The sequence below is a fragment of the Roseibium sediminicola genome, from assembly GCF_023156505.1.
Lineage (GTDB): Bacteria > Pseudomonadota > Alphaproteobacteria > Rhizobiales > Stappiaceae > Roseibium > Roseibium sediminicola.
This window is the reverse complement of sequence record NZ_JALNMJ010000002.1, coordinates 504133-525915: the sequence shown is the minus strand read 5'-3', so window position 1 is coordinate 525915 and position 21783 is coordinate 504133. Positions and strand designations below refer to the sequence as shown.

Here is a 21783-nt window from a genome sequence, read left to right as displayed (position 1 = left end):
ACAACCAACATCCTTAAAATGCTCCCTGAAAAATCAGGGACGCATAAAAACAAATTTGGCAGGGGTCAGTTTTGGACGCCGATAACCCCTAAAACAGGGTCAATATTGCAGGCCGTTTCACAACATCCGGTCGAGTTTCAAGTCTATGCCGGGCCTGAAGCCGGAACCGATTTCTGACGCCGTCTATGACGCGCACGACATGTTTTTCCCGGCCAAAGGCGGTTTCAATGCTCTTGTCGGATGCAACACCTGGACGGCCGCAAGGTTACGCGCGACGGGGTACAGGACGGGTATATGGACGCCTTTGCCAAGAATGTTGACCTGGTCGCTGGCGTTACACAACAGTCTATGAAATCGGCGGTACCAGCCGGTCAACGGCGCTTGCTGCCAGGGTTTTGAGCAATTCGGACGGCTCTCCCGCGCGGGCGCGGATCGACAGGCCGTGTAGCAACAGCGACAGGTGCCGGGCCGCCACTGCGATCTCGTCTTCGTCAAGCCTGCCGGACGCTTCATGGCGGATCAGCTCGGCAAAGCCATCGTCCATACGTCTCAAAACGGCCGATAGCGCCATTTGAAAGTCGCTGTCATCGACCGTTTCGGACGGCAGTGTGGAGACAGCCAGACAGCCATAGGCTGCGTGGCTCAATGGCGAATGGCCGGTGTAAAGGTCGATCGCTGCCGCCATAACAGCCTTCAGCCGCGCGTGCGCCCCGGATGGCGTTCGACCGGCCGCCGCCAGATAGGTGTGCATCTGGTCCGCGAACCGGGAAATGATCTTCAGATACATGTCCTTCTTGCTGCCAAACGCGGCATAGAGGCTCGGCCGGTTGAGACCCGTCGCCTCCGAGATCTGGTCCAGGCTGGTTGCGGCAAAGCCGTGACGCCAGAAAACCTGCATGATCTGGTCCAGGGTTTGATCCTCGTCGAACTGCCTCGGACGGCCACGTTTTGTCTGCTTGCTCATTTTATACCAAGTCGCACAAAAATATCGACATGTCTATTTATATGCGATAAGGTACAAAAATAAGGAGCCGTCAATGGAAAGGTTGTTCGACATGCCGGACGTCAAGGCAGACATGGGAACGGTGGAATGGGGCAGGCGCCAGGGGACCTATCGCGATGGCCGCCTCACTCGTGGAGAAAAGGCAAAACTGGCCTTGAATATGGGCCGCATGGCGACGCTTGAGACGATGGACAAGCTTCGCAGCCGCTTTGGGCTCCTGAATGCCTTCGGCGGCGATCTTGAGGGCATGCAGCCACCCGACACCGCGCTCGTGCGCGATGCGCTCGAATTTGCGGTTGGCGTACAGAACCCGGAATTGATGAGGCACAGTTGGCGGACCTATTATTTCGGTGTTCTGCTCGGTGGTTATCGAAAGCTCGACTTCGATCGGGAGCTGCTGTTTTCGGCCGCCATATTGCATGATGTGGGCTTGGCTGCCGGCCGCTCCCGGGAACCTGGAGACTGCTGCTTCGTTGTCCATGGCGCCGAGCGCTGCAGGCATCACCTGGTGGGCAAGGGCCATGACCGGGCCAAGGTACATAAGGTTGCCGACGCCATTGGCCTTCATCTCAACGGCTATGTTTCAAATCGGTTATACGGAGCTGAGGCGCATCTGTTGTCCAGGGGCGCCATGTGCGATGTCTTTGGCATGGGGCGCCTGCGAATAGCACCGGGGTTGTACAAGGAAATCGCAGCGCAGTTTCCTAAGACGGACTTGATCGACGCGCTGGAAATCTGGCCGGGTCATCATCTTTCGGGCAGCCGGGCGGATGTTTTGATCAAGTTTGGCGGTAAAACCAGAAAACCGAACAAAGTCAGCTCTATACGGCAGGAGCGCGTCAAGATCTGAGGGGGAACCTGTTCCAGGCGGCGGCGAGTCTGTTGTGTGCATCGCGTCTCCGGAGGCGTCGTCTCAACGTGTCACACCGCGCCTGGTCCGGCTGTGGGTTCCGGACACGACCGGCCCGTGATTCTTCTCCAGGATGCGAGCCGGTTGCACCAGCGGGTCTCTTCTTTAAGTTGTATTGGCAAATGTTTCAGTCTTGTCTGTTTCGGTTCGGCGAATGTAATTGTCAATAGAGACAAAGTGCATATGCAATTTATGGTTTGTTTATGTTTGGAGGGTGACCTAGGGGCAGTTTTCAAGGGTGAGTTGCCATGCATAACCAGGACACCGATTTCCAGACCAGATTGAATTTTGCCCAAATCGACCAAACCACCGTTAGATCGCTCAAGACGTTATGGCCGATCATACAGCCCGCGCTGGATGATGTCCTCGCCGGGTTTTATGCACATCTGAAAACCCAGCCCAAAATGGCGGCCATGGTCGGCGATCAGCAGGCCAGACTGGTTTCCGCCCAGAAGTCACACTGGGAGAAGCTGTTTCTGGGCGGCTTTGATCAGTCCTATCGGGACAGCATCAACAGGATCGGACACGTCCATTATCAACAGGATCGGACACGTCCATTGCCGGATCGGTCTTGAACCGAGATGGTACATAGCCGGATACAGGTTCGTTCTGACAAGGTTGCACACCTATCTCACTCGCAAATTCCGGTTTTCTCCCAAGAACCTGAGCACGATGCTCGACCACGTCACATCCGCGGTGCTGCTGGACATGGACCTGGCCATCTCGACCTATGAAGACAAGCTGCTTGAGGAACGTGCCGAGCAGACCGCACGGCTCAACAGGGCGATTGAAACATTCGAAAGGAATGTGCATGACCCGCTCGCGGCCGTCGATGAAGGCGCACGGGGCGTGGCTTCGGAGGCCTCTCAACTGACCAGCGTATCGGGTGCGGCACGGTCTCAGGTCGGAGCCGCCGAAACAGTTTCCCGGGACTCCAACATGAGTGTTCAGACGGTTGCCTCGGCTACGGAAGAGCTCTCCAGCTCGATCCAGGAGATTTCCAAACAGATCACGGGCGCATCCCGAATTGCCAGCGAGGCTGCCGGCGGGACGGAAAAATCCAGAACGCAGGTGGCCAGCCTGGCCGGTGCGGCCCAGAAGATCGGTGACGTGGTCGGCCTGATCCAGGCCATCGCGGAACAGACCAACCTGCTGGCGCTGAATGCAACCATCGAAGCCGCTCGGGCCGGTGAGGCCGGCAAGGGCTTTGCCGTCGTCGCGAGTGAGGTCAAGACGCTGGCAGAACAGACCGCAAAGGCAACCGAGGAAATCAGTCAGCAGGTCGGCGAGATCCAGAGCTCCACCGACATGGCGGTCGCCTCTATCCAGTCGATTGCCGATGTTGTCAAGGAACTGGACGAGATGACGTCTTCGATCGCCGCAGCAGTGGAAGAGCAGGGCGCCGCGACCCAGGAAATCTCTCACAGCGTTCAAACTGTCGCCAATGGTGCGCAGACGCTCGACGAAAACATCACCGGGGTCGGCGAGGCCATCCAATCGACCGATCGGGCCGCGGAGAATTTTCTCTCCGCAGCCGATCGCATGACCGAAAGCGCGAACGCCATTTCGAATGAGATCCGGGACTTCTTCCAGGCCCTGAAAACGGGAACCTGACAGGAAGCACCGCTAGGCACTGCCGGTGGCTATGTCCGTGTCGTCCCGGCCGCCCCATTCCGCCCAGGACCCATCGTAAAGCGCTAGGTCGCGTGCACCCAGGATCGTCAGGCCGAGGGTCAGGATCGCCGCTGTCACGCCGGAGCCGCATGTGGTCGTGACCGGCCGGTCAAGATCTACACCGGCGCGCCTGAAGGCTTCGCCAAGCTCATCCTTCGGCAGAAACGTGCCGTCTTCGCGGATCAGCTCGGTGAAGGGCAGGTTGAGCGATGTCGGCATATGGCCCTTCTTGAGGCCAGCCCGTGGTTCCGGGGCCTCTCCGGCAAACCGGTCCGCCGACCGGGCATCGACAATCTGGCGCGACTTGCTGTCGATGGTGGCGCGCATCTGCGCCAGATCGGCGACGGCACCGTTGTTGAGGCGGGCGGTAAAGTGGCTTTGGACCCGACGTTGCGTGTCATCGACGAAGGGGCGGCCTTCGGCGCGCCATTTGGGAAACCCGCCGTCGAGAACATAGACCCGTTCCGCGCCCATGCTCTTCAGCGTCCACCACACCCGTGGGGCGGAATAGAAGCCGAAATCGTCATAGACCACCAGGGTCTGACCGTCGCCGATGCCGAGTTTGCGCATGGCGGAGGAAAACACATGCGGCGCGGGCAGCATATGCGGCAGGTCGCTGGATTTATCGCAGATCTCGTTGACGTCGAAGAAGACGGCGCCCGGAATATGCGCGTTCGGATAGACCGGCGGCGCGTCCGGGTGGGTGACAGGGGGCATCCAGGCGTTGACCACAACCATGTCCGGAGACGACAGATGATCGGCCAGCCATTGGGTGGACACAAGCGGGTGATCGGTCATGGTGTCTCCTTAAACCTCCAATAGTCCCTTGGACCGGTGCCAGTCCTCAATGGACTGGTCCGGGTAGTTCTGAAAATGCATATGGCCCGGCCCCTCCGGCACGTCGACCCAGTCCGGCTTGAATGCCAGCATGATATGGACGGTCTCTGGCGGTGTTGGCAAGGGGCTGTCGACGGCCCCGGCATGGGGATGGATCAGTTCCGGCCAGCGCGGGTCCCAGACCCAGAGATGCGCACCGCAGGTCTTGCAGAAATGCCTTTCTGCCGGACTGGGTTTGCCGTCGATGACGGCATTGTAGACACCTTTGGCTTCAGCGCCCTGGACCATCAGGCTGCCGGCATCGGCCATCAGGTTGATGGCGTAGCCGCCGCTGCCGCCGATCTTGCGGCAGATCGAGCAATAGCAACGCATATAGGGATAGGGTGCCTTGCTCTCCATTTCGAAAGCCACCGCGCCGCAGTGGCAGCCACCCGATAGTCTCATCTCAGCCTCCCTTGTCAGTCTTCTGTCAGCGCCGTCCTAATCTGTCAGGCGAATTCGCACACGCCTGTTCTGCTTGCCTTTCTTTTCGATCTTGCCAAGAGCAAGCGTGCCGATTTCGGACGTCCTGGTGACATGGGTGCCGCCGCAGGGCTGCAAGTCGACATCGCCACCGATCCGCACCAGCCGCACCCGTCCGGAGCCACGCGGCGGCTTGACCGACATGGTCTTGACGAGACCCGGATTGGCATCGAGTTCCTCGTCGGTGATCCATTCGGTCGTCACTTCGTGATCGCCCGCAGCAAGCGCGTTTAGTTGCGCAAGAAGACTGTCCTTGTCGATGGTTTCCTCACCCATGTCGAAGTCGAGCCGGCCGTCGCCGTCGCCGATCTGTCCTCCGGTAACGGGATAGGGCAGGGCCACCGACAGAAGATGCAGCGCCGTGTGCATGCGCATCGAGCGGTAGCGCCCGGCCCAGTCGACATGCGCGGTCAGACTGGTGCCGGGGGCGGGAAGAGATTGTCCTTCAGCCGGGACATGGACAATGGTGGTCTTGTCGCCGTCATAGACAGTTGTGACAATCTCGATGCGGTTGCCATCTTCCAGTTCCAGTGCGCCGCTGTCGCCCGGCTGGCCGCCGCTGGTTGCGTAGAACACCGTCCGGTCGAGGACAATTCCGCCCCGTTCATTCACGCCAATAACCTCGGCCTCGCAGGTTTGAAGATAGGCATCATCGCGAAACAAAGGCGTTGTCATCCGGGGCTCCCTGGTTTTCCCGTTAGACTTGAGCAATGATCCGCGGCCCGTGCAAGGACAAAAGCGACACAAAAAGACACGTTTGCAAAAACAGGAAAACGCCCGCGGGCCTGGCCGGTCCGCGGGCTCGGGAATCCTTGACGTGGCTGCGTGTCAGTCCGCGAAATTCAGGTCGACAAAGCCTTCGGCCCAGCTCTGGGTATTCGCCTTGCCTTTGGCGTTGGTGAAAACAGGCCGGGTCGCTTCTTCACGCGTGACGGTAAAGCAGAGTTTGCCCCAGCCATCGGCGCTCCAGTCCTCGCAATACTTGCCGGTTCCATCTTCTTCGACGGCTTCCCAGGGGATGTTGCGGATCTTGTCGCCTTTGACCACAACGACGGCGACACCGTCGCTGTGATTGTTCTGCCGGTACTCCGTCACGCCATCGGGAAAGAAGCCGAATATGGAGTTGCCGGACATCATATCCTTGATTTCGGCCGCGTTCAGCTGGGTAGGGTCGGCGTGTCCGGCGCCAGCGGCAGCGAGACCGGCAAGGCCAGCCACTACCGCCGTCTTGAGGACCCGACGTCCAAAGTTTGCTCTGTGCATGTTCCCCTCGTTCTGGATGCTTGCTTTTGGTTTAATCCCTTGGATTCGCTCCAGGGTGGTGGCATCGTGCCTGAGAGGGCAGGGAAGTCTGTGAATATTCGCGCCAAAATTTCTGAAGGTTGGAAAAGGCAGGAGACCGGCGGGTCAGGGCCTGATTCCGTTAATGCGCCGCTCGGTGAAGCCTATGCGGCGTATTGGAACTGGTGGCTGCGAAGATATGCCCGCGAGGCCGTGGTCCGGTTTCCAGGGGTGTTTGGTAGACAGTCCGAGACGGCGGAAACCTGGCCCGATCCGATGGATATTGTCGATCGGCTCTACCACAAGCGCGGTTGCGATGCCGTGTTTGCTCTGGCCCGGGCACTTGGAAGCCCTTCCGGGTTCGACGTCATCAGTCATGTCCTGATGAGATCCGAAACACTGCCGGAGCTGGTTCGGCGCTGGAACGGTCTTGTGACCTTACAAGCCAGCCTGCGCTATGTGGACGGTTCCGGTACCTCGTCCTTTGTCATGAACGAAGGTGCGGCAACCCTTTTGCTCGCGCCTCACAGGGTGCGGCCGGCCAACCGCAAGCCTTTTGGGCCGGCCATGCTGGCCGGCGTTGTCACCGGAACGCTCGAAAGTGCCGGGTTTGTCATTGAGGGGATCTGGTCCGTTCCCCGCGGCCGCGCCGCGCGACCTGTTTTTCAGTCCGGCTTCTGCCCGGAAGACGTCCTGGATTTCGACAGCGACCTCGTTATCCGGTTGTCTGGCGCGGACAAGACCAAGGCCAAGCGGTCTCGACCGCAGTTCTCCGGCGACTTCAACCATTTGCTGGCTCCTGATGCGACAGGTGCCTCCATCCGGCTGATCACCCGGGTGGTCGATGTCCTGGAACGGGCGGAAGGCGACCATATGGGATTGGCTGTCACCGCAGCTGGTCTTGGCGTGTCGTCGCGCAGCCTGTCCCGGCGGTTGTCCGAGGCGGGGATAGGTTATGGCCGGCTGGCCCGGTATGTGCGGCTCAGAAAGGCGTCCCGGCTGCTGGTGGGCGGCGCCACGTCACTGGACGACGTGGCCTATCTGGCGGCTTACTCGGACCGGCACCACCTGTCGCGCGAATTTCGCAAGATGGCGCAGGTCACTCCGTCAGGGCTGCGCGATCTCATGGCCGGTTGACGACCTTTTATCTTCGCGAATGCCCCTGCGAGCGTCTCCGGTGCCAGGCTGATCAGTTATTCGCCTTGGCAACAAGAAGCTTCAGCGCAAACGTACCCATGATGCCGGCAAAGGCCCAGTCAAACGCGCGCATGAAACGGGGCGAGGACTTAAGGAATCTGGCGAAGGCGCTGGCGCCAAGGACCATCAGGGCGCAGATGGGCATGCCGAGAACCACGAAATAGAAGCCAAGGAACATCAGCTTGCCGACAGCGTTCGGATCGCTTGCGCTGACGAATTGCGGCAGGAACGTCACGAAGAAGAGCACAATCTTCGGATTGAGAATATTGACGCCGAGCGCCTGCAGCCAGACCCGATGGAAGGGCTGCCGGGGCGCCTTGACCGCCTGAAGTGAAAAACTCGAGCCATTGCGGATTGCCTGATAGGCCAGCCAGATCAGATAACCCGCGCCGACAAACTTCAGCACAATAAAGGCAAGTTCTGAAGCCGCCAGCAGCGCCGAGACGCCGACGGCCGCCAGGACCGTATGAACGACAAGCCCAGCGGTTGCCCCCAGAACCGCCGCAAGGCCTGCCAGACGCCCCTGTGTCAGGGTCTTGCTCATGAACAGGGTCATGTCCGGGCCTGGTGTGATCGTCAGGACGAGGGCGGCCGCGGTGAAGGCGAGAAGGGTCGCGCTATCTGGAAGAAAGGACATGATGCCTGCAATTCATGAGCGTTGACGGAGCCTTCACCCTAGTTCATTCGGCCGGCTAAAACCAGTTTGCGCGCGGGCAAATTTCAACGGCGTCTGCCGAATTCCTTGCGGCCCTGACCGAGACCAGCATGCGCACTTTGCCGAGGCTGGGTCTGCGGTTGTTGTCGCGGCGCGGGCCGTTCCGGTACGGTCTGTGCGCGTCTGGTGCTCATGTACTTGACCAAAATCCAAACCAGCAAGGCTGGCATGAACAGGATCATCAGGATCCGGTTCCAAAGGTAGTCCTGGCCCACATCCGAGGTCAGTTCCCCAGTGCCGTTGCTTTTGAGCAGCGTGAGCGTCTTCGGAGCGCCAAAGGAAACGAAGAAGTAGGATTGGTCCAAGTCCTCGTTTTCATAGACATAGTCATAACTGCAGTGATGAAACAAAAACAGTTTCGAGCGGCACTCCCGGTCCGTAGTCGCAATATAGGCGGGGGCCAGCGTGTCGAACTTGAGACGCAGATCCTTGATGATGGCCCCGTCCAGGAAGAAAAGCGCAGGTCCGATTACAAGCAGGAAGAGGAAGCTGAATATCAATTTCAATTTGAGTTTCATTAAATGCCCCCGTAAAAAACAGTTGCGGAGAACCTGTGTATTTCGACTTAAAATTGCATTAAGTTGACGATGCAAATGCGCTGGTTCTGCGCGGAATTCTGGCCGTTTCGACCAAAATAATCACAAGATCGGTGACAGCAGACGTGCACCCTGGGCGAGCACCCGGAAGACATAGCTGCGCGACTGGAAGGCGTCCGGCCAGGTCAGTTTGGCGTTCTGGAAGTCATTGGCAAGCATCGCCGCCACGTTGGCGATCATGCGTTCATGGGTGAACCACAACGTCAGCTCGAAATTGATCTGGAACGATCTGTTGTCGAAATTCACCGTGCCGATGGAGACCAGGTCGTCGTCCATCAGGGTGACTTTCTGGTGCAGAAATCCATCCGTGTAGCGATAGACCTTCACTCCGCGCTGCACCAGCGTGTCCTCATAGGCGTGGCTGGCAAGCCAGACGGTCCAGTGATCCCGTTTCTCCGGCAGAAGAACCCTTACATCGACCCCGCGCATGGCAGCCGCACAAAGAGCCGTCTGTACATCGAGCGAGGGCACCAGATAGGGCGTGGTGACCCAGAAACGCGACTTTGCGCGCGCCGCAGCTTCCACAAACGCGATGGCGCACTCTTCGAGCTTGTCGGCAGGACCTGTCGGCATCACCAGCACCGACTCGTCGCCCGGCATCGGGATCTCACCCACCTGCGGCACGTTGATCTGTTCACCGCTCGCCCAGAGCCAGTCTTCGACAAAGGACAGGGAACAGGCGACGGCGGCGGGACCGTCGACGCGTACGTGTGTGTCCCGCCAATGACCGAACCAGGCATCGCGGCCAACATATTGGTCGGCGACATTGTGGCCACCGACAAAGGCTTGCGCGAAATCGACAACAACAAGCTTGCGGTGGTTGCGGTAATTGAGCCGCATCGGTCCGAGCAGTCGCAAAAACTTGTGGTTTTCGTTGAACCCGCAGACCCGGACGCCGGCATCTTTCAAACGCCTGATGAAGTCGCCGGAGAGGGAATGGCTGCCGACATCGTCATAAAGCAGATAGACATCAAGGCCTTCCTTGGCCCGCACGATCAGCGCGTCGGCCATCTCTCTGCCAAGGGCGTCGTCATGGATGGCGAAGAACTGAAAGAAAATGACATGCTGCGCCCGGGCGATGGCCTGCTTGATGGCACTGAAGGTGGCGTCGCCGTCGATGAGCAGCTCCACCTTGTTGCCGGCCAGAAAGGGAACCCCCGCGACCCGGGACAGGACCGGCCAGTCACGGGTTTCGTCATGGTCGGTGAGCCCGAGTTCGTCGGCGCGCCGGGCCCGTTCCGCCCGGCCAAGGGTGGCCTGGATCCGGGCATAGTCGGTAAAGGACCGCCAACCGAACACGAAGTAGAGCGGCACGGTCACATAGGGCATGAAGAACAGGGACAGGAGCCAGGCAACCGATCCCTGGGAGGTCCTGGAATTCATCACTTCGCGCACGGCGCAAATGCCGGCGGTGAGATACATGACTGCGACAAAGGCCGCGACGAGGCCGAGATTGTTGGCCATTGCGTCGAGGATCCCGGCATCCGTGACGGCGTCGCGGATCACCGCCTCGGCGGCGGCTCCGTTCTGCGCGAGTATCGGAGTGTCAGGATCCATGGCTTTAAGAGCTCCTGCCGGATGCCGTCAGGCAAAGGGCGGCGAGATCGAGACTTTGCGTTCCAGCCAGGCGGGAACCGGCAGGTCCTTCGCGCGCAGGAATTCCGGATTGTAAATCTTGGACTGAGAGCGCGTGCCGTGGTCGCACAGGATCGTCACGATGGTCTTGCCAGGGCCGAGCTCACGAGCGAGACGGCGGGCGCCGGCGAGGTTGATTGCGGTCGATCCGCCGAGAAGTAGGCCTTCATTTTGCGCCAGATCGAAGACCAATGGCAGGGCTTCCTCGTCCGGAATGGTATAGGCGTGATCGATCTTCAGGTCTTCCACGATCACGGTGCTGCGGCCGAGGCCGATCCCTTCGGAGACGGATCCGCCGTCGGAAGCAACTGCCTGACCGGTGGTGAACAGCGATTGCATGGCCGCGCCGCGCGGGTCGGCGCAGCCGATCACCACGCCGGGTTTGTTCTCCTGCAGATAGGTCGAGACGCCCGCAAGGGTGCCACCCGAGCCGACAGCGCAGATGAAACCGTCAACGCGTCCGCCGGTCTGCGCCATGATCTCAGGGCCGGTGGTCGTGAAATGGGCCTTGCGGTTGTCCAGATTGTTCCACTGATCGGCAAAGAGCACTCCGTTGGGCTCGGTCTTAGACATCTGTTCGGCAAGCCGGCGGGCCACATGCTGATAGTTGTTCGGGTCCTTGAAGGGTTTTGCCGGAACTTCGACCAGCTCGGCGCCGCACAGGCGCAGCATGTCCTTTTTCTCCTGGCTCTGCGTTTCCGGAATGACGATCACGGTGCGATAACCGCGTGCGCTTGCCACCAGGGCCAAACCAATGCCGGTGTTGCCGGCGGTGCCTTCGACGATAACGCCGCCCGGTTTCAGGTCTCCGCGGGCTTCGGCCTCGAGAATCATTTGCCGGGCGGGGCGGTCCTTGACCGACTGGCCGGGATTCATGAATTCCGCTTTGCCCAGGATTTCACAGCCTGTTTCCTCGGACAAAGCCTTCAGGCGGATAAGGGGCGTGTTCCCGATCGCATCGACAACAGAAGCGGACACTGTCATTCTCGTAAATCCTGGCTGAACTGAACCGGTTGTCTGGCCCGGACAGTTGAAACTGATGAGCCCCGGACGCTAAAGGTCGGCGGCAACTTGATCAAGTTTGCAATGTAAGGCACCCTGGCCGGAATGCCAGCGCTCCACATGAACTCGCAATGGCTTTTCCCTGGACCGTCAAAGGTGAGCAGTCAATTATTCTGCTCCGGACCTTTTCTGAAATTCAATTTCAAATATTTATGGTGTAAACGATGATCCGAGCCCTGTTGTACCGCGTAACGCGAATAGTGCAACTTTAGGCGCTGGAGACTTATGAGAGCCACAATGGAAAAGAACGTGACCGGTATGGATGAGTTGCTGGCCGGATACGCGGCCGGGACCCTGACCTATCCGGCGCAGGCGCTGGTCGCGGCTCATCTGGAGCTGAGCGACCGGAACCGTGGCTATGTGGCCTCTCTGGAAACGCTGGCAGGTGTTGGGCTTGAGGCGATGGATCCCGTGGGCCTCACCGACCGGGACGGTGCTTTGTCCAGTATTTTCAACGCGGACCCTGCCGATCTGAACGACAACGAGCCCCTTTTCCTGGAGCTCGCGTCGGAAGGCGCTCCCGTTCCGAGTTCCCTGCAGGCGATCATCGGCAAGTCCATGACATCGCTGCCCTGGAAGACGCTTCTGCCGGGGGTGAAGGAATGCAAGTTCGGTGAAATTGACGGCTGCGATGCCAGCCTGCTGTGGGTTCGAGCCGGCCGCGCCATGCCTTCCCACACCCACCATGGAACTGAATTGACCCTGGTTCTCCAGGGTGGGTTCAAGGATCAGGACGGACATTACGAAACCGGCGACCTAGCCTTTGCAGATGGCGATGTGGACCACAAGCCGATCGCCGATGAGGGCGAGGACTGCATCTGTTTTGCGGTCACCGCCGGCCGCCTGCAACTGACAGGCCCGGTCGGCCGCTGGTTCGCCCCTTTCATGCGCTGATTTAGATCCACTCCCGCGTGCCCGGCGTAGTAAGGGCAGATCGCTTGGGAGTTTGATTTGCCACATCAGGACTATGTCGCGGCACCCTCCGATGGGTGTGCCTGGATTACCGGTGCGAGTTCCGGAATCGGTCGTCAGCTTGCTCTTGACCTTGCCAAAGACGGCTGGACAGTGGCCGCAACGGCCAGGTCCGAATCCGCACTCCAAGATCTTGCCCGGCAATCCGAGGCACTCACCGGATCGATCCACCCCTATCCTGGCGACGTCAGCGACACGGCGCTGATGGCACAACATTGTGCGGGCATCGAGGAGGAGCTTGGCGGATTGTCTCTGCTCGTCGCCAATGCGGGCATTTATCTGCCGCAGGACGGGCTCAACGGCGACGTGGAGGCCTATCGGAAGAGTTTCGACGTCAATCTGATGGGAACGGTCAATGTGCTCCTCCCGGTTATCGACCGCATGAAGCAGGCGGGCAAGGGCCAGATAGGCGTGGTGTCATCGGTGGCAGGATATGGCGGGTTGCCGACGTCGGCCGCCTATGGTGCGACCAAGGCCGGGTTGATCAATCTTGTTGAGTCCCTGAAATTCGACCTGGACCTTGCTGGGATCCGCATTCAGCTGATCAATCCGGGCTTTGTCGACACACCGGCCACGCGGTCCAATCCGTTTCCAATGCCCGATCTTATGTCGGTGGAACACGCCGCATCGGAAATCCTTCGTGGTTTGCAAGACAGCAGCAGGTTCGAAATCGCTTTTCCAAGGCGTTTCGTGCGCCGCTTGAAACTGCTCCAACTGCTGCCCTACGGCGCCTATTTCGCACTCCTGAAACGGACGACCGGCTGGAACAAAAAACGGGCCGGATGATCCGGCCCGTTTGTTCAATTTAACCTGACTTCACGTAGACCATCTGGCGCACATCGATGTTGCCGGACCGGAAGCCTGCCTCGCAGTAGTGCAGGTAGAACTCCCAGAGACGCTTGAACCGTTCGTCAAATCCAAGCGGCCTGATCCTTGGCCAGGCCTGCCGGAAACTCTGGCGCCACTCGGCGAGGGTGCGGGCATAGTCCTGGCCAAAAATCTTCTGGTCTTCGAGGTCGAGACCCAAGGACTTGCCGATCTCCCTGAGGCGCTCCGGTGGCGGCAGCATGCCGCCAGGGAAGATGTAGCGCTGGATGAAATCGGTGCCGCGCCGGTAATCCTCGAACATCTTGTCCTGAATGGTGATGATCTGCAGGCCGGCCCGTCCGCCCGGCTTGAGGCACCTGGACAATTGCTGGAAATAGGTCGGCCAGTATTTTTCGCCGACCGCTTCGAACATCTCGATGGAGGCGATCCGGTCGTAGACACCGCGCTCGTCGCGGTAGTCCTGGAACACCACATCGACCTTCTCGGTCAGACCGGCCTTGAAAATACGTTCGCGGGCATACTCGAACTGTTCCCGCGAAATGGTGAGGGCACGCACCTGGGCTCCAACGGTCTTGGCCACATGTTCCGCGAACCCGCCCCAGCCGCAGCCGATTTCGAGAACCGTGTGATCCGGTTCGATCCCGGTCTGGCGCACCAGCGAGGCATATTTTTCCACCTGCGCCTGTTCCAGATTGTTGGTCTCGTTGCTGTAGATTGCCGAGGAATAGGTCATCGAAGGATCGAGCCATTCCTTGTAAAAGGCGTTGCCGAGATCGTAATGGGCGGAAATGTTGCGCTTCGAACCGCGCTTGGTGTTGGCGTTGAGCCAATGGCGGATCGATAGCAGAAAGCGCGAGAAGGGACGGCCCTGCAGAGCCTCCAGCGTCGATTCCTGGTTGATGCAGAAGACTTCCAGAAAGGTGGTGACGTCCGGCGACGACCAATAACCGGCCATGAAGGCTTCGCCGACGCCCACGTCGCCCGCCTGAACCACCATACGGAAGAAACGCCAGTTATGGATCTTCAGCACACCGTGCGGACCGGACTCACGCCCCTCGATCAGGTAGCAGCGTCCATCGGGGAACTGGATTTCGAGCGATCCATAGCGGATTTTGACTGCGAGACTTGCAGCCATACGCGCAAGGCGCGGGGTGCCCTTCAATTCTCTGCGGAGATTGTCTTGGGTCAGAACAATAGGCTCACTCATGGCAGAACCTCTTGAAATGTCACTCATTTGAAGCCAACGCCGTTTCCTGGTGGCGCCGGGACGGCCCCCCATCCGGTGCGTCATTCGCGGGCCGACGATGAAATGGTACACGCTTGCGCCAGATTTTAAAGGCTTCCCAGTGAATGGCGCTCATAACCTTGAGGGACAGGAAGGGGACACGCAGGCAGGCCCTGGCGATGGATCGTGTGGAAAGGGGCGAACAGGTGCCGGAAAAACTCGCGGCCAGCAGCGGACCAGCAGTGTCTTTTTCCAGAATGCGCACCCGCACGGTGTCTCCCGGCGGCAGCATGCGGAAGTGATAGTGTTGTTCCATGCTGATGAAGGGCGAGACGTAGAACTCCTTGCGCTGGTCCTGGCGGACACCGGCGTCGCTCCATTGACCGGGTTTGACCGGGGCCACATAGGTGTGAAGACCGCCGAATGTGTTGCGGACTTCGTAGATCAGGGCCAGCAGGCGATCCTGCTTGTCGTAGGCGTAATAGACGCTGAGCGGATTGAATCCGTAGCCGAGAAGGCGCGGATAGGCGAGCAGCAGGATCCGCGCCGGTCTTTGAACACCTTCTCCCGCCAACAGTCTTTCGACATGACACCGCAGATTGCCGCCGTCGCGCTGGCCATGATCCTTCTCATGGAAGGACAACAGGTTGAAACGGTTGACGGAAAACAGACGGCTCAATCCATTGGCTTCGTCCAGCCGGTCAAGGTCAAGCAGCACGGAGAAGACCTCATAGGAGAACCGGTGCTGCCGCGGTTTCATTCGGTGATGCATCACCGAACCGCTGTAAAGCACCGCGGCGGCTTCCGGAGGAGGGCCATTGTCGCTGGCGCGGTTGCTGGCACGCGGTCTCATTCGGCGGCGTCCAGGTATTGTGGCTGCTGTTCGTGGGTGTCCCATGGCAAGCGGGCCCCAAGCGCGCGGGCAACGGCGAGACCGGAAGCGAGGCCGTCTTCGTGAAAGCCGTGCCCCTGCCAAGCGCCGCAGAACCAGGTGTTGTTGACACCCTGGATGTCCGAGAGCTGCCGCTTGGCGGCGAGAGCCGAGGCGTCGAATTGCGGATGGTCGTATATGTATTTAGCGAAGGTGAGATCCTCGCGCGGGGCATTGAAGGGATTGAGGGTGACAAAGACCGGTTTGGAGCGATCGATGTTCTGCAGACGGTTCATCCAGTAGCTGACTGTGACATCGCGGGTCTCTCCGGCGTCCCGGTCGGACATGTAGTTCCAGGAGGACCAGACCCGCTTGTTTTTGGGCATCAGATTTGGATCGCGATGCAAATAGACCTCGTTCGGCCGGTAGCGGATCGCGCTTAGAATGGCGCGTTCCCTGGGGCTCGGGTCGCCGAGCATGGCAAGGCTCTGGTCGGTGTGGCTGGCGAGCACGACCTGGTCGAACACGTCCGTATTGCCGGAGCTGTCAGTGACCGAGACTTGCCCGTTTTCCCGGAGGATTCGAGTGACCGGAGCGCCGAGCCGGATCTTGTCCGCCAAGGGCGCCAGCAGCCGTGTCACATAGTTCCGGCTTCCGCCGGATACGGTTCGCCAGAGCGGTTGATCGAATGACAGCAGTCTGTGATTGTCAAAGAAGGCAACGAAACTCTCGGCGGGATACGCCCGCATTTCGTTGATCGGTGTCGACCAGATTGCGGCGCCCATCGCCAGCAGGTAGTCATTGACGAAACCCGCCGAATAGCGTTCGCGGTCGAGATAGTCACCGAGTGTGACGCCGGCGAGACGTCCGGCCTTCAGGTCTTCGACGGCTCTCTTGTTGAAGCGGAAAATATCCCGGAGCATGCGCAGAAACCGTGGGGACACTAGGTTCTTGCGCTGCGCGAACACTGCGTTCAAGCCGTCACCGGACCATTCCAGCTTGCCCTCATCCGCCGACAGCGCGAAGCTCATGTCGCTGACTTCGCTGGCGACGCCGAGATGGTCGAGCAGAGCGGTGAAGTTCGGGTAATTGAGTTCGTTATAGACGATGAAGCCCGTGTCAACGGACATAGGCGTGCCGTCATAGTCAATATCTGCAGTGGCGCTGTGGCCACCGGGCCGATGACGTTTTTCGTACAGAACAACATCATGAAAAGCACTGAGTGCCCAGGCAGCACTGTTTCCGGAAATACCGGAGCCGATGACGGCAATCCGCATAGCGTATCCTTCGGCCTGTCAGGACCAGCCCAAGATTCGGCAGGCCAGTAGGGTTGGACTGAAACGTTGGTTCTGTCGGGTTACGCTAAGGGGAAACGGCCGGATCACGCAGGTCAATGAATTTTATGATTTTTTTCAGGTCCCGTCTTAACCTGCACCGTCTCGGCATCAAGTCCAGGGCTGCTCGGGCTGGCGCATGAAGGGGAGCGCCCCTGTCCGAAATCATCGAACAGGGGACGCAATGACTGAGGAGTTGAAAGCCCTCGTCAGGCCTGAATGCTGTCAACCAGCCAGTTCCAGGCAACTTTGACACGGGTACCTGCAGCGTCGAAGAAGGCGACGATCTTCTGCCAAATCATGTCCCCGAAATCGGCAACCTGCAACATCGTGCCGCGCTTCTGAACTGGTTCGTCCGCGGTTTCGATCAGCTCGACCGTGGTCGCATCGGCGCCTTCATTGACGACGCGGCGCGTCACCATGAGCGTGCCTTCGGTCACCAGCCTGGATTCATCCTTGCCGGCGACAACGGTTTCTTGGTCCATTGCCCGGACCACGACCGCACGCCCGTCCGGCAGCAGATGGGTTTCATTGGTGCTGACTTCGGAATCGTAAATCACTTCGCCATAGGAATCGATCAGTTCGACCCAGACGGCCTTGCGGCCTTCCAGTTCAATCTCGCCTACCCATATGGTCAGTTCGCTTTCCAGGGGATCCATCTGGTCCTGGGTCGCGGAGGCAACTGTTACGGCAAGACGATCCTCGGGCAACGTAATCGTTTCCTGAGGCAATGGGGCCGCAGCAGCGCTTCCCGCCAGGGCGAGGATGAGGCCAAGCGCAATTATTCCTGCTTTGCTATTCCGTTGCATGTACGCCTCCCAAGGCTATACAACTTCATTCACCGCATCAGGGGTCTCTTGGCCTGTCCTTTTGGACATTTATCAGTGACTTATCTGGCTCTCGCCCCTGTATCGCGCGGTCACGATTTTGCCATTATCGCACCACAATCTGCTGAATGGGTGTAATAAAGATCACAAATTCACCCTAAATCGCTTACTTTTCGGTAATACCTATGATCGGTGACCTTGCATTCAAGGTCTTTCACTGTTCCGTGATCGACTCACCCCTGTAATAACTGACAATGCCGTAGCGTTCATTTCTTGACTGTTGCATTTTTGTCAGTCTTTTCGAGGCGAAAACGGCCCGTTTGGGGCGAAGTTACGTTGAGTGAATGCGTGATCGGTGAAATGGTTCCGTAGTTTTTTCCGAAATGCTGGAAAAAGAAAAACGCTCCACCGGTTCTCCCGGGGAGCGTTGTCTGGGCAGCACTGTCGATGGGGCCTCGTGCCTAAAAATCCCGATCAGTTCGTTGCTCAACACATTTGGGGGCAATTGTGGCTGTCAGTTGTTTTCCTTCTTTGCCTGCCCTCAAAGACCGGTTGGGTTTTTTCCTCTTACCAAGTCAAGCAACTCACAAATTTGATACCGAGCGGTAAGTAACTTTCAACCTTAGTAAAAATGACAATGCGCCAACTCCACTGCCGGTATTTGTACGGGCGTATGATACTAAAGTATTGAAGGTAATGACTAATACGTACGCGACCGCGATGAGCTGCCTTAATTCGCAGGCCTAATTAAATCAGGCGAAATCTTATGCATTTTAGGTAAATCACTGGTGTCTCTGCCTTGAAAATTCCAGTGTGAGCCTGGGAGACGGTCGAGTCGACTGAAGAATTTGTTTTGTAGAAATATTACGGTCAAATTATCGAGAAATTCTCTGTGATTTTCCTGTTGTCCTTGCCGGGTTTCACTTCTGCCTGGCGCGCCTGGAAAGGGTGGGGCGCGCTTGCCAGTCAAAGGCGTCCTTGAACGGATAGGTCGGTTGCCGCCGGTGGCTGTTGGCAAGGCTCGCAATATCCTGGTTGACGGCGCCCTCGGTCAGGGCCATCAGGGCGGGATTGGCAAGAGGAGCAAGTTCCGGCGACAAATATCCCGATTTGACGATCAGAAAGGGGCTCCGTTCCGGTTCGACGCCGAATTTCCGAAAGTCGGCCAGAGTATGGAACGGTCGGCGACGCTCGGTCAAAACGACTTGGTTTCCGTCGATTTCCACCAGAACCTCTCGATTGGCCTTCGTTGTCTCGCCGATCTTAACCTGCACCACGGCGGACACGGTTACCGGACTGCATGGACTGCCAAGCGCCCCGCCGATGGTAAGATCCAGCGAACTGCCTTCGGCGCAGCGCCAGGCTTCGGCAAGGGCTGGCGGATCCGCGATCCCGGCAAAGACCGCGCCCCTGAGCCCGCGCTTCAGCCATGCCTTCAGAACATCGTTTCGATCTCCGACACCGCCGCCTGTCGGATTGTCGCCGCTGTCCGCGAGAATCAAGGGGTGCGACGTTGCCGCGGCTGCGTCATCAAGGCATTGCGCCAGTGATTTTGTCGAAACGCCAAAATCGAACAGGTCACGCACGTTCCAATAGGACGTCGCAATATCTGCTGCGGCCTTGAGGAGCGCGTCGGGATCCGTGCCGGTGACGACCGCTGCCGCCGTTGCACGGGCGACGTCCGCCCAGACATAACCGACCATCAGGTTGGTGTCGCAAATCCCGGCACGCAGGTCGAGCTCTGGAAGACTTTCATAAAGCGCCTTGGCGGGGGCATCCTCGGTACTGGTTTTTTCGCCGGGCAACAGCACTGGAACAGGCGCCCAGGCTACCATTCGGCGCGGGCCGCCCTGCAATTGATCGACAAGGAGACGGGCCGCGCGCAGATGGGTCTCGCGAACATCGATATGTGGCGCGGTGCGATAAGCACAGAAGATATCGATCTGATCGACGGTGTCCTGGGTGACGTTGCCATGAAGGTCATAGCTCACGGCTATCGGCGCATCGGCTCCGACAACCTCACGCACCGCGGCGATCCAGTCGCCCTCCGGATCGGCAAGATCCGGGACATACATGGCGCCATGCATGATCAGGAGCACACCATCGACCGGCATCGCCGCGCGCAGCTCCTGCAGGAAGGCAGTCTTGAACCCTTCGTAGCAGTCCGGATCAACCGGACCGCCCGGAATGGCCCGGGCGTGAAACAGCGGGCAGAAAGAGACACCAGCAAAGCCGTCGCCGGCGAGACCACATTGTTCAAGCAGATCCGGACCACGGGCGAGTGTAAAGTCGTCTGCGGTCTGGAAAAGCGTCGAATAGGTGCTGCATTCGGTGTGAATGCCGCCGACGGCGATTTTCATGGGCGACGCCTGCTTTTCTCTAAAGGCTTGGGAACAGCCGGCTGCGGGCGGCAAACCGCTGCCAGTCTTTGTTCTGCGGTTCCGTCCAGCCGGCTTCCGCAATGGCGTAAAGCCGTGGGAACACCATGTGATTGAAGATGGTGTTGTCGATCATGTGTTCACACCAGATGCAGGCCTGTACGCCCTTCAGCGTGCCTTCACTCTCGTCACTCAGACCGTCCGTTGCTTCATAACCATAAGCATCCTCGGGCGAGGAGACGCCGGCCCAGCTGGCGCCAGGCTCCTGCCAGCCAGAGGCCTGGGCCATGTCGAGATAGTAATATTGTCCCGGTGTACAGATGACGTCGTAGCCCTGCTGGATCAGGTCCCGTGTCACCTCCGGTTTTTGCCAGGCCATGAGCAACACGCCGTCCGGGTCGATCCCGCCGCCATGGGACACCTCGTCCCATCCGGCAAGATTCTTGTCGAATTTTTTCAGGATCTCACGGACACAACCCATGAAATAGGCCTGCACCTCCATCGTGTCCTTCAGCCCGAGTTCTTCCATGAGCCGCTGGGTTTTGGGCGAGGCCAGCCAGGCTTTCGTGTCGACCTCGTCTCCGCCGATATGGACATAGTTGAAGGGAAACAGGCTTGCGACTTCGGCAAAGACCTTTTCAAGAAAGATGTAGGTCTCATCCATGGCCGGATTGAGTGCATTGTTGGGGTAACCTTGCACCGAGTGATAGCTTTCCGGCGTTTCGGCCTGGTCCGCCAAATAGGGATAGGTTTTCAAGACCGCCCAGGAATGGCCCGGAACGTCGATTTCCGGCAAGACATCGATGTTAAGACTGGTCGCGTGGGCGACGACCTCGCGTACGTCGTCCTGGGAGTAAGCGCCCTGGTAGACCTCGGAAGCATAGCCCAACTGGGCCACCTGCTGACAGCCGGGCCCACGTTTTGCACCGCTCACGGTCAATTCCGGATAGGCCTTGATCTCAAGGCGCCAGCCCTCGTCATCGGTCAGGTGCCATTGGAAAACGTTCATACGCGCCCAGGCAAGAATATCGAGCAACCGAAGAATGTCTTTCGGTCCACGGAAATGGCGGGAAACATCCAGGTGTGTGCCGCGCCAGGAAAACCGCGGCGCGTCCTCGATGACGCCGTCTGACGGAATGCGATAGGTCTCAGGTGCGCGATAGGTGCCATAGGCAAGCTGCGCCAGAACAGTGAGGCCGTAATCGCGTCCGGTGCGACCGCCATGTGCCAGTGTGACGGCACCCGATGCGAAGCTCAGCCTGTAACCGACTTCAGGCAGTTCATTGTCGGCCAGGAACGACAAGGCCATCAGGCCGGAGGTTTCGGTGAACCGGAACGGGGCGGGCGCATTTGAAAACAGCCGTTTGGACAAGGCATTGATCTTGGCGGCTGCCGCCTTGTCTTCCGTCTCGCCCGTCGACACCAGAAATGCGGTAACATCCTTCGCATATGTGCTCGCGGAGACCGTCTGCGGCCAGGGCACAATATAGAGCGGTTCGCCAATTTCACCTTCGGGAACACTTCTGCGTTCTCCGCTGTCCAGATCCTTCGGTGCCGCAAGGTCGGTGCACTGGACATCAATGATGCGTCCGGCAGTGGTCAGATAAGCGGATTTTGGGCCGTCGAGGCGATGGCGTGCTTGGTTGGTCAGGCCCTCGACGGAAAAACGCCAGGCTTCGCCGGGTTGCAGGACAAGGTTCTCAGGAGGTGTGATTTCGTGGAAATTGGCGATCCGGGTGAAAGCTTCGGCATTCTGAAGCCGCGCCTCGGCGCGCGCACGCACGACGGACGTGTAGGCGAGCGTGAAGGCGGCCAGCGCCTTGGAGCTGGTATTGGTCAGGACCAGGTCCAGACGTGCGGTGTTCAAATCGTCGGAAGGGTGAAAATAGCTGTCGAGAATAAATTGGCTCATGAGG

21 protein-coding genes and 1 pseudogene are annotated in these 21783 nt (G+C 59.0%); 7 read left to right on the top strand and 15 right to left on the bottom strand.

Annotated elements, in window-relative coordinates; translation table 11 throughout:
* Positions 1 to 100: 100 nt before the first annotated feature.
* A pseudogene (locus tag M0H32_RS05435) lies at positions 101 to 352 on the top strand (DUF2459 domain-containing protein); the annotation flags it as partial.
* On the opposite strand, the gene M0H32_RS05430 reads toward M0H32_RS05435, so the two are convergent.
* A complete protein-coding gene (locus M0H32_RS05430) occupies positions 347 to 964 on the bottom strand; it encodes a TetR/AcrR family transcriptional regulator (RefSeq protein WP_248151741.1) in 618 nt (205 codons plus the stop codon). The pseudogene M0H32_RS05435 and the gene M0H32_RS05430 sit on opposite strands and share 6 nt — an antisense overlap.
* Positions 965 to 1037: 73 nt before the next feature.
* Between M0H32_RS05430 and M0H32_RS05425 the strand changes: the two genes are divergently transcribed.
* The 3 genes from M0H32_RS05425 to M0H32_RS05415 all read left to right on the top strand — a co-directional run bounded on the left by M0H32_RS05425 (position 1038) and on the right by M0H32_RS05415 (position 3527).
* A complete protein-coding gene (locus tag M0H32_RS05425) occupies positions 1038 to 1853 on the top strand; it encodes an HD domain-containing protein (RefSeq protein WP_248151738.1) in 816 nt (271 codons plus the stop codon).
* Between the two features lie 308 nt (positions 1854 to 2161).
* Positions 2162 to 2488 (top strand): protoglobin domain-containing protein, encoded by a 327-nt coding sequence (locus M0H32_RS05420; protein ID WP_248151736.1) that lies wholly within the window; start codon positions 2162 to 2164, stop codon positions 2486 to 2488.
* Positions 2400 to 3527: a globin-coupled sensor protein gene (locus M0H32_RS05415; RefSeq protein WP_248151734.1), complete on the top strand. Its 1128-nt coding sequence runs from the start codon at positions 2400 to 2402 to the stop codon at positions 3525 to 3527. The genes M0H32_RS05420 and M0H32_RS05415 overlap by 89 nt, the downstream gene beginning before the upstream one ends.
* Before the next feature lie 12 nt (positions 3528 to 3539).
* On the opposite strand, the gene sseA is transcribed toward M0H32_RS05415, so the two are convergent.
* The 4 genes from sseA to M0H32_RS05395 all read right to left on the bottom strand — a co-directional run bounded on the left by sseA (position 3540) and on the right by M0H32_RS05395 (position 6209).
* Entirely contained in the window at positions 3540 to 4385 is an 846-nt protein-coding gene (gene sseA / locus M0H32_RS05410; protein ID WP_248151732.1) for a 3-mercaptopyruvate sulfurtransferase, read from the bottom strand.
* A gap of 9 nt (positions 4386 to 4394) precedes the next feature.
* Positions 4395 to 4868 (bottom strand): GFA family protein, encoded by a 474-nt coding sequence (locus tag M0H32_RS05405; protein WP_248151730.1) that lies wholly within the window; start codon positions 4866 to 4868, stop codon positions 4395 to 4397.
* 36 nt (positions 4869 to 4904) lie between these two features.
* Positions 4905 to 5621: an alanyl-tRNA editing protein gene (locus tag M0H32_RS05400; RefSeq protein WP_248151728.1), complete on the bottom strand. Its 717-nt coding sequence runs from the start codon at positions 5619 to 5621 to the stop codon at positions 4905 to 4907.
* A 153-nt stretch (positions 5622 to 5774) separates the two neighbouring features.
* Positions 5775 to 6209: a hypothetical protein gene (locus M0H32_RS05395; RefSeq protein WP_248151726.1), complete on the bottom strand. Its 435-nt coding sequence runs from the start codon at positions 6207 to 6209 to the stop codon at positions 5775 to 5777.
* A 249-nt stretch (positions 6210 to 6458) separates the two neighbouring features.
* On the opposite strand from M0H32_RS05395, the gene M0H32_RS29610 reads away from it, so the two are divergent.
* Positions 6459 to 7364, top strand: coding sequence for a helix-turn-helix domain-containing protein (locus tag M0H32_RS29610; protein WP_248151724.1), 906 nt, complete (start codon positions 6459 to 6461; stop codon positions 7362 to 7364).
* A 52-nt stretch (positions 7365 to 7416) separates the two neighbouring features.
* Here the strand turns inward: M0H32_RS29610 and M0H32_RS05385 are convergent, their stop codons facing one another.
* The 4 genes from M0H32_RS05385 to M0H32_RS05370 form a co-directional block, all read right to left on the bottom strand.
* Complete coding sequence (locus M0H32_RS05385; protein WP_248151719.1) at positions 7417 to 8061, bottom strand: LysE family translocator; 645 nt, start codon at positions 8059 to 8061, stop codon at positions 7417 to 7419.
* A gap of 83 nt (positions 8062 to 8144) precedes the next feature.
* Complete coding sequence (locus tag M0H32_RS05380; protein WP_248151715.1) at positions 8145 to 8657, bottom strand: hypothetical protein; 513 nt, start codon at positions 8655 to 8657, stop codon at positions 8145 to 8147.
* Between the two features lie 120 nt (positions 8658 to 8777).
* Entirely contained in the window at positions 8778 to 10292 is a 1515-nt protein-coding gene (gene cls / locus M0H32_RS05375) for a cardiolipin synthase (RefSeq protein WP_248151714.1), read from the bottom strand.
* Between the two features lie 27 nt (positions 10293 to 10319).
* Complete coding sequence (locus M0H32_RS05370; protein ID WP_248151711.1) at positions 10320 to 11354, bottom strand: cysteine synthase A; 1035 nt, start codon at positions 11352 to 11354, stop codon at positions 10320 to 10322.
* A gap of 315 nt (positions 11355 to 11669) precedes the next feature.
* Here M0H32_RS05370 and M0H32_RS05365 point away from each other — a divergent pair, with 315 nt between their 5' ends.
* Both M0H32_RS05365 and M0H32_RS05360 read left to right on the top strand, forming a co-directional pair.
* Positions 11670 to 12326, top strand: coding sequence for a ChrR family anti-sigma-E factor (locus M0H32_RS05365; protein ID WP_248151702.1), 657 nt, complete (start codon positions 11670 to 11672; stop codon positions 12324 to 12326).
* Positions 12327 to 12383: 57 nt separating this feature from the next.
* Positions 12384 to 13190 (top strand): SDR family NAD(P)-dependent oxidoreductase, encoded by an 807-nt coding sequence (locus M0H32_RS05360; RefSeq protein WP_248151701.1) that lies wholly within the window; start codon positions 12384 to 12386, stop codon positions 13188 to 13190.
* A gap of 19 nt (positions 13191 to 13209) precedes the next feature.
* Here M0H32_RS05360 and M0H32_RS05355 read toward each other — a convergent pair whose 3' ends face one another.
* The 6 genes from M0H32_RS05355 to M0H32_RS05330 form a co-directional block, all read right to left on the bottom strand.
* Positions 13210 to 14439 (bottom strand): SAM-dependent methyltransferase, encoded by a 1230-nt coding sequence (locus M0H32_RS05355; protein ID WP_248151700.1) that lies wholly within the window; start codon positions 14437 to 14439, stop codon positions 13210 to 13212.
* Positions 14440 to 14458: 19 nt separating this feature from the next.
* Positions 14459 to 15310: a DUF1365 domain-containing protein gene (locus M0H32_RS05350; protein ID WP_248151699.1), complete on the bottom strand. Its 852-nt coding sequence runs from the start codon at positions 15308 to 15310 to the stop codon at positions 14459 to 14461.
* A complete protein-coding gene (locus M0H32_RS05345) occupies positions 15307 to 16605 on the bottom strand; it encodes an NAD(P)/FAD-dependent oxidoreductase (protein WP_248151696.1) in 1299 nt (432 codons plus the stop codon). The genes M0H32_RS05350 and M0H32_RS05345 overlap by 4 nt, the downstream gene beginning before the upstream one ends.
* 266 nt (positions 16606 to 16871) lie before the next feature.
* A complete protein-coding gene (locus M0H32_RS05340) occupies positions 16872 to 17471 on the bottom strand; it encodes a hypothetical protein (RefSeq protein WP_248151693.1) in 600 nt (199 codons plus the stop codon).
* A 938-nt stretch (positions 17472 to 18409) separates the two neighbouring features.
* Positions 18410 to 19849, bottom strand: a complete 1440-nt coding sequence (locus tag M0H32_RS05335; RefSeq protein ID WP_248151691.1) for a M81 family metallopeptidase — start codon at positions 19847 to 19849, stop codon at positions 18410 to 18412.
* A gap of 19 nt (positions 19850 to 19868) precedes the next feature.
* Entirely contained in the window at positions 19869 to 21779 is a 1911-nt protein-coding gene (locus M0H32_RS05330) for a beta-N-acetylhexosaminidase (protein ID WP_248151690.1), read from the bottom strand.
* Between the last annotated feature and the right edge of the window lie 4 nt (positions 21780 to 21783).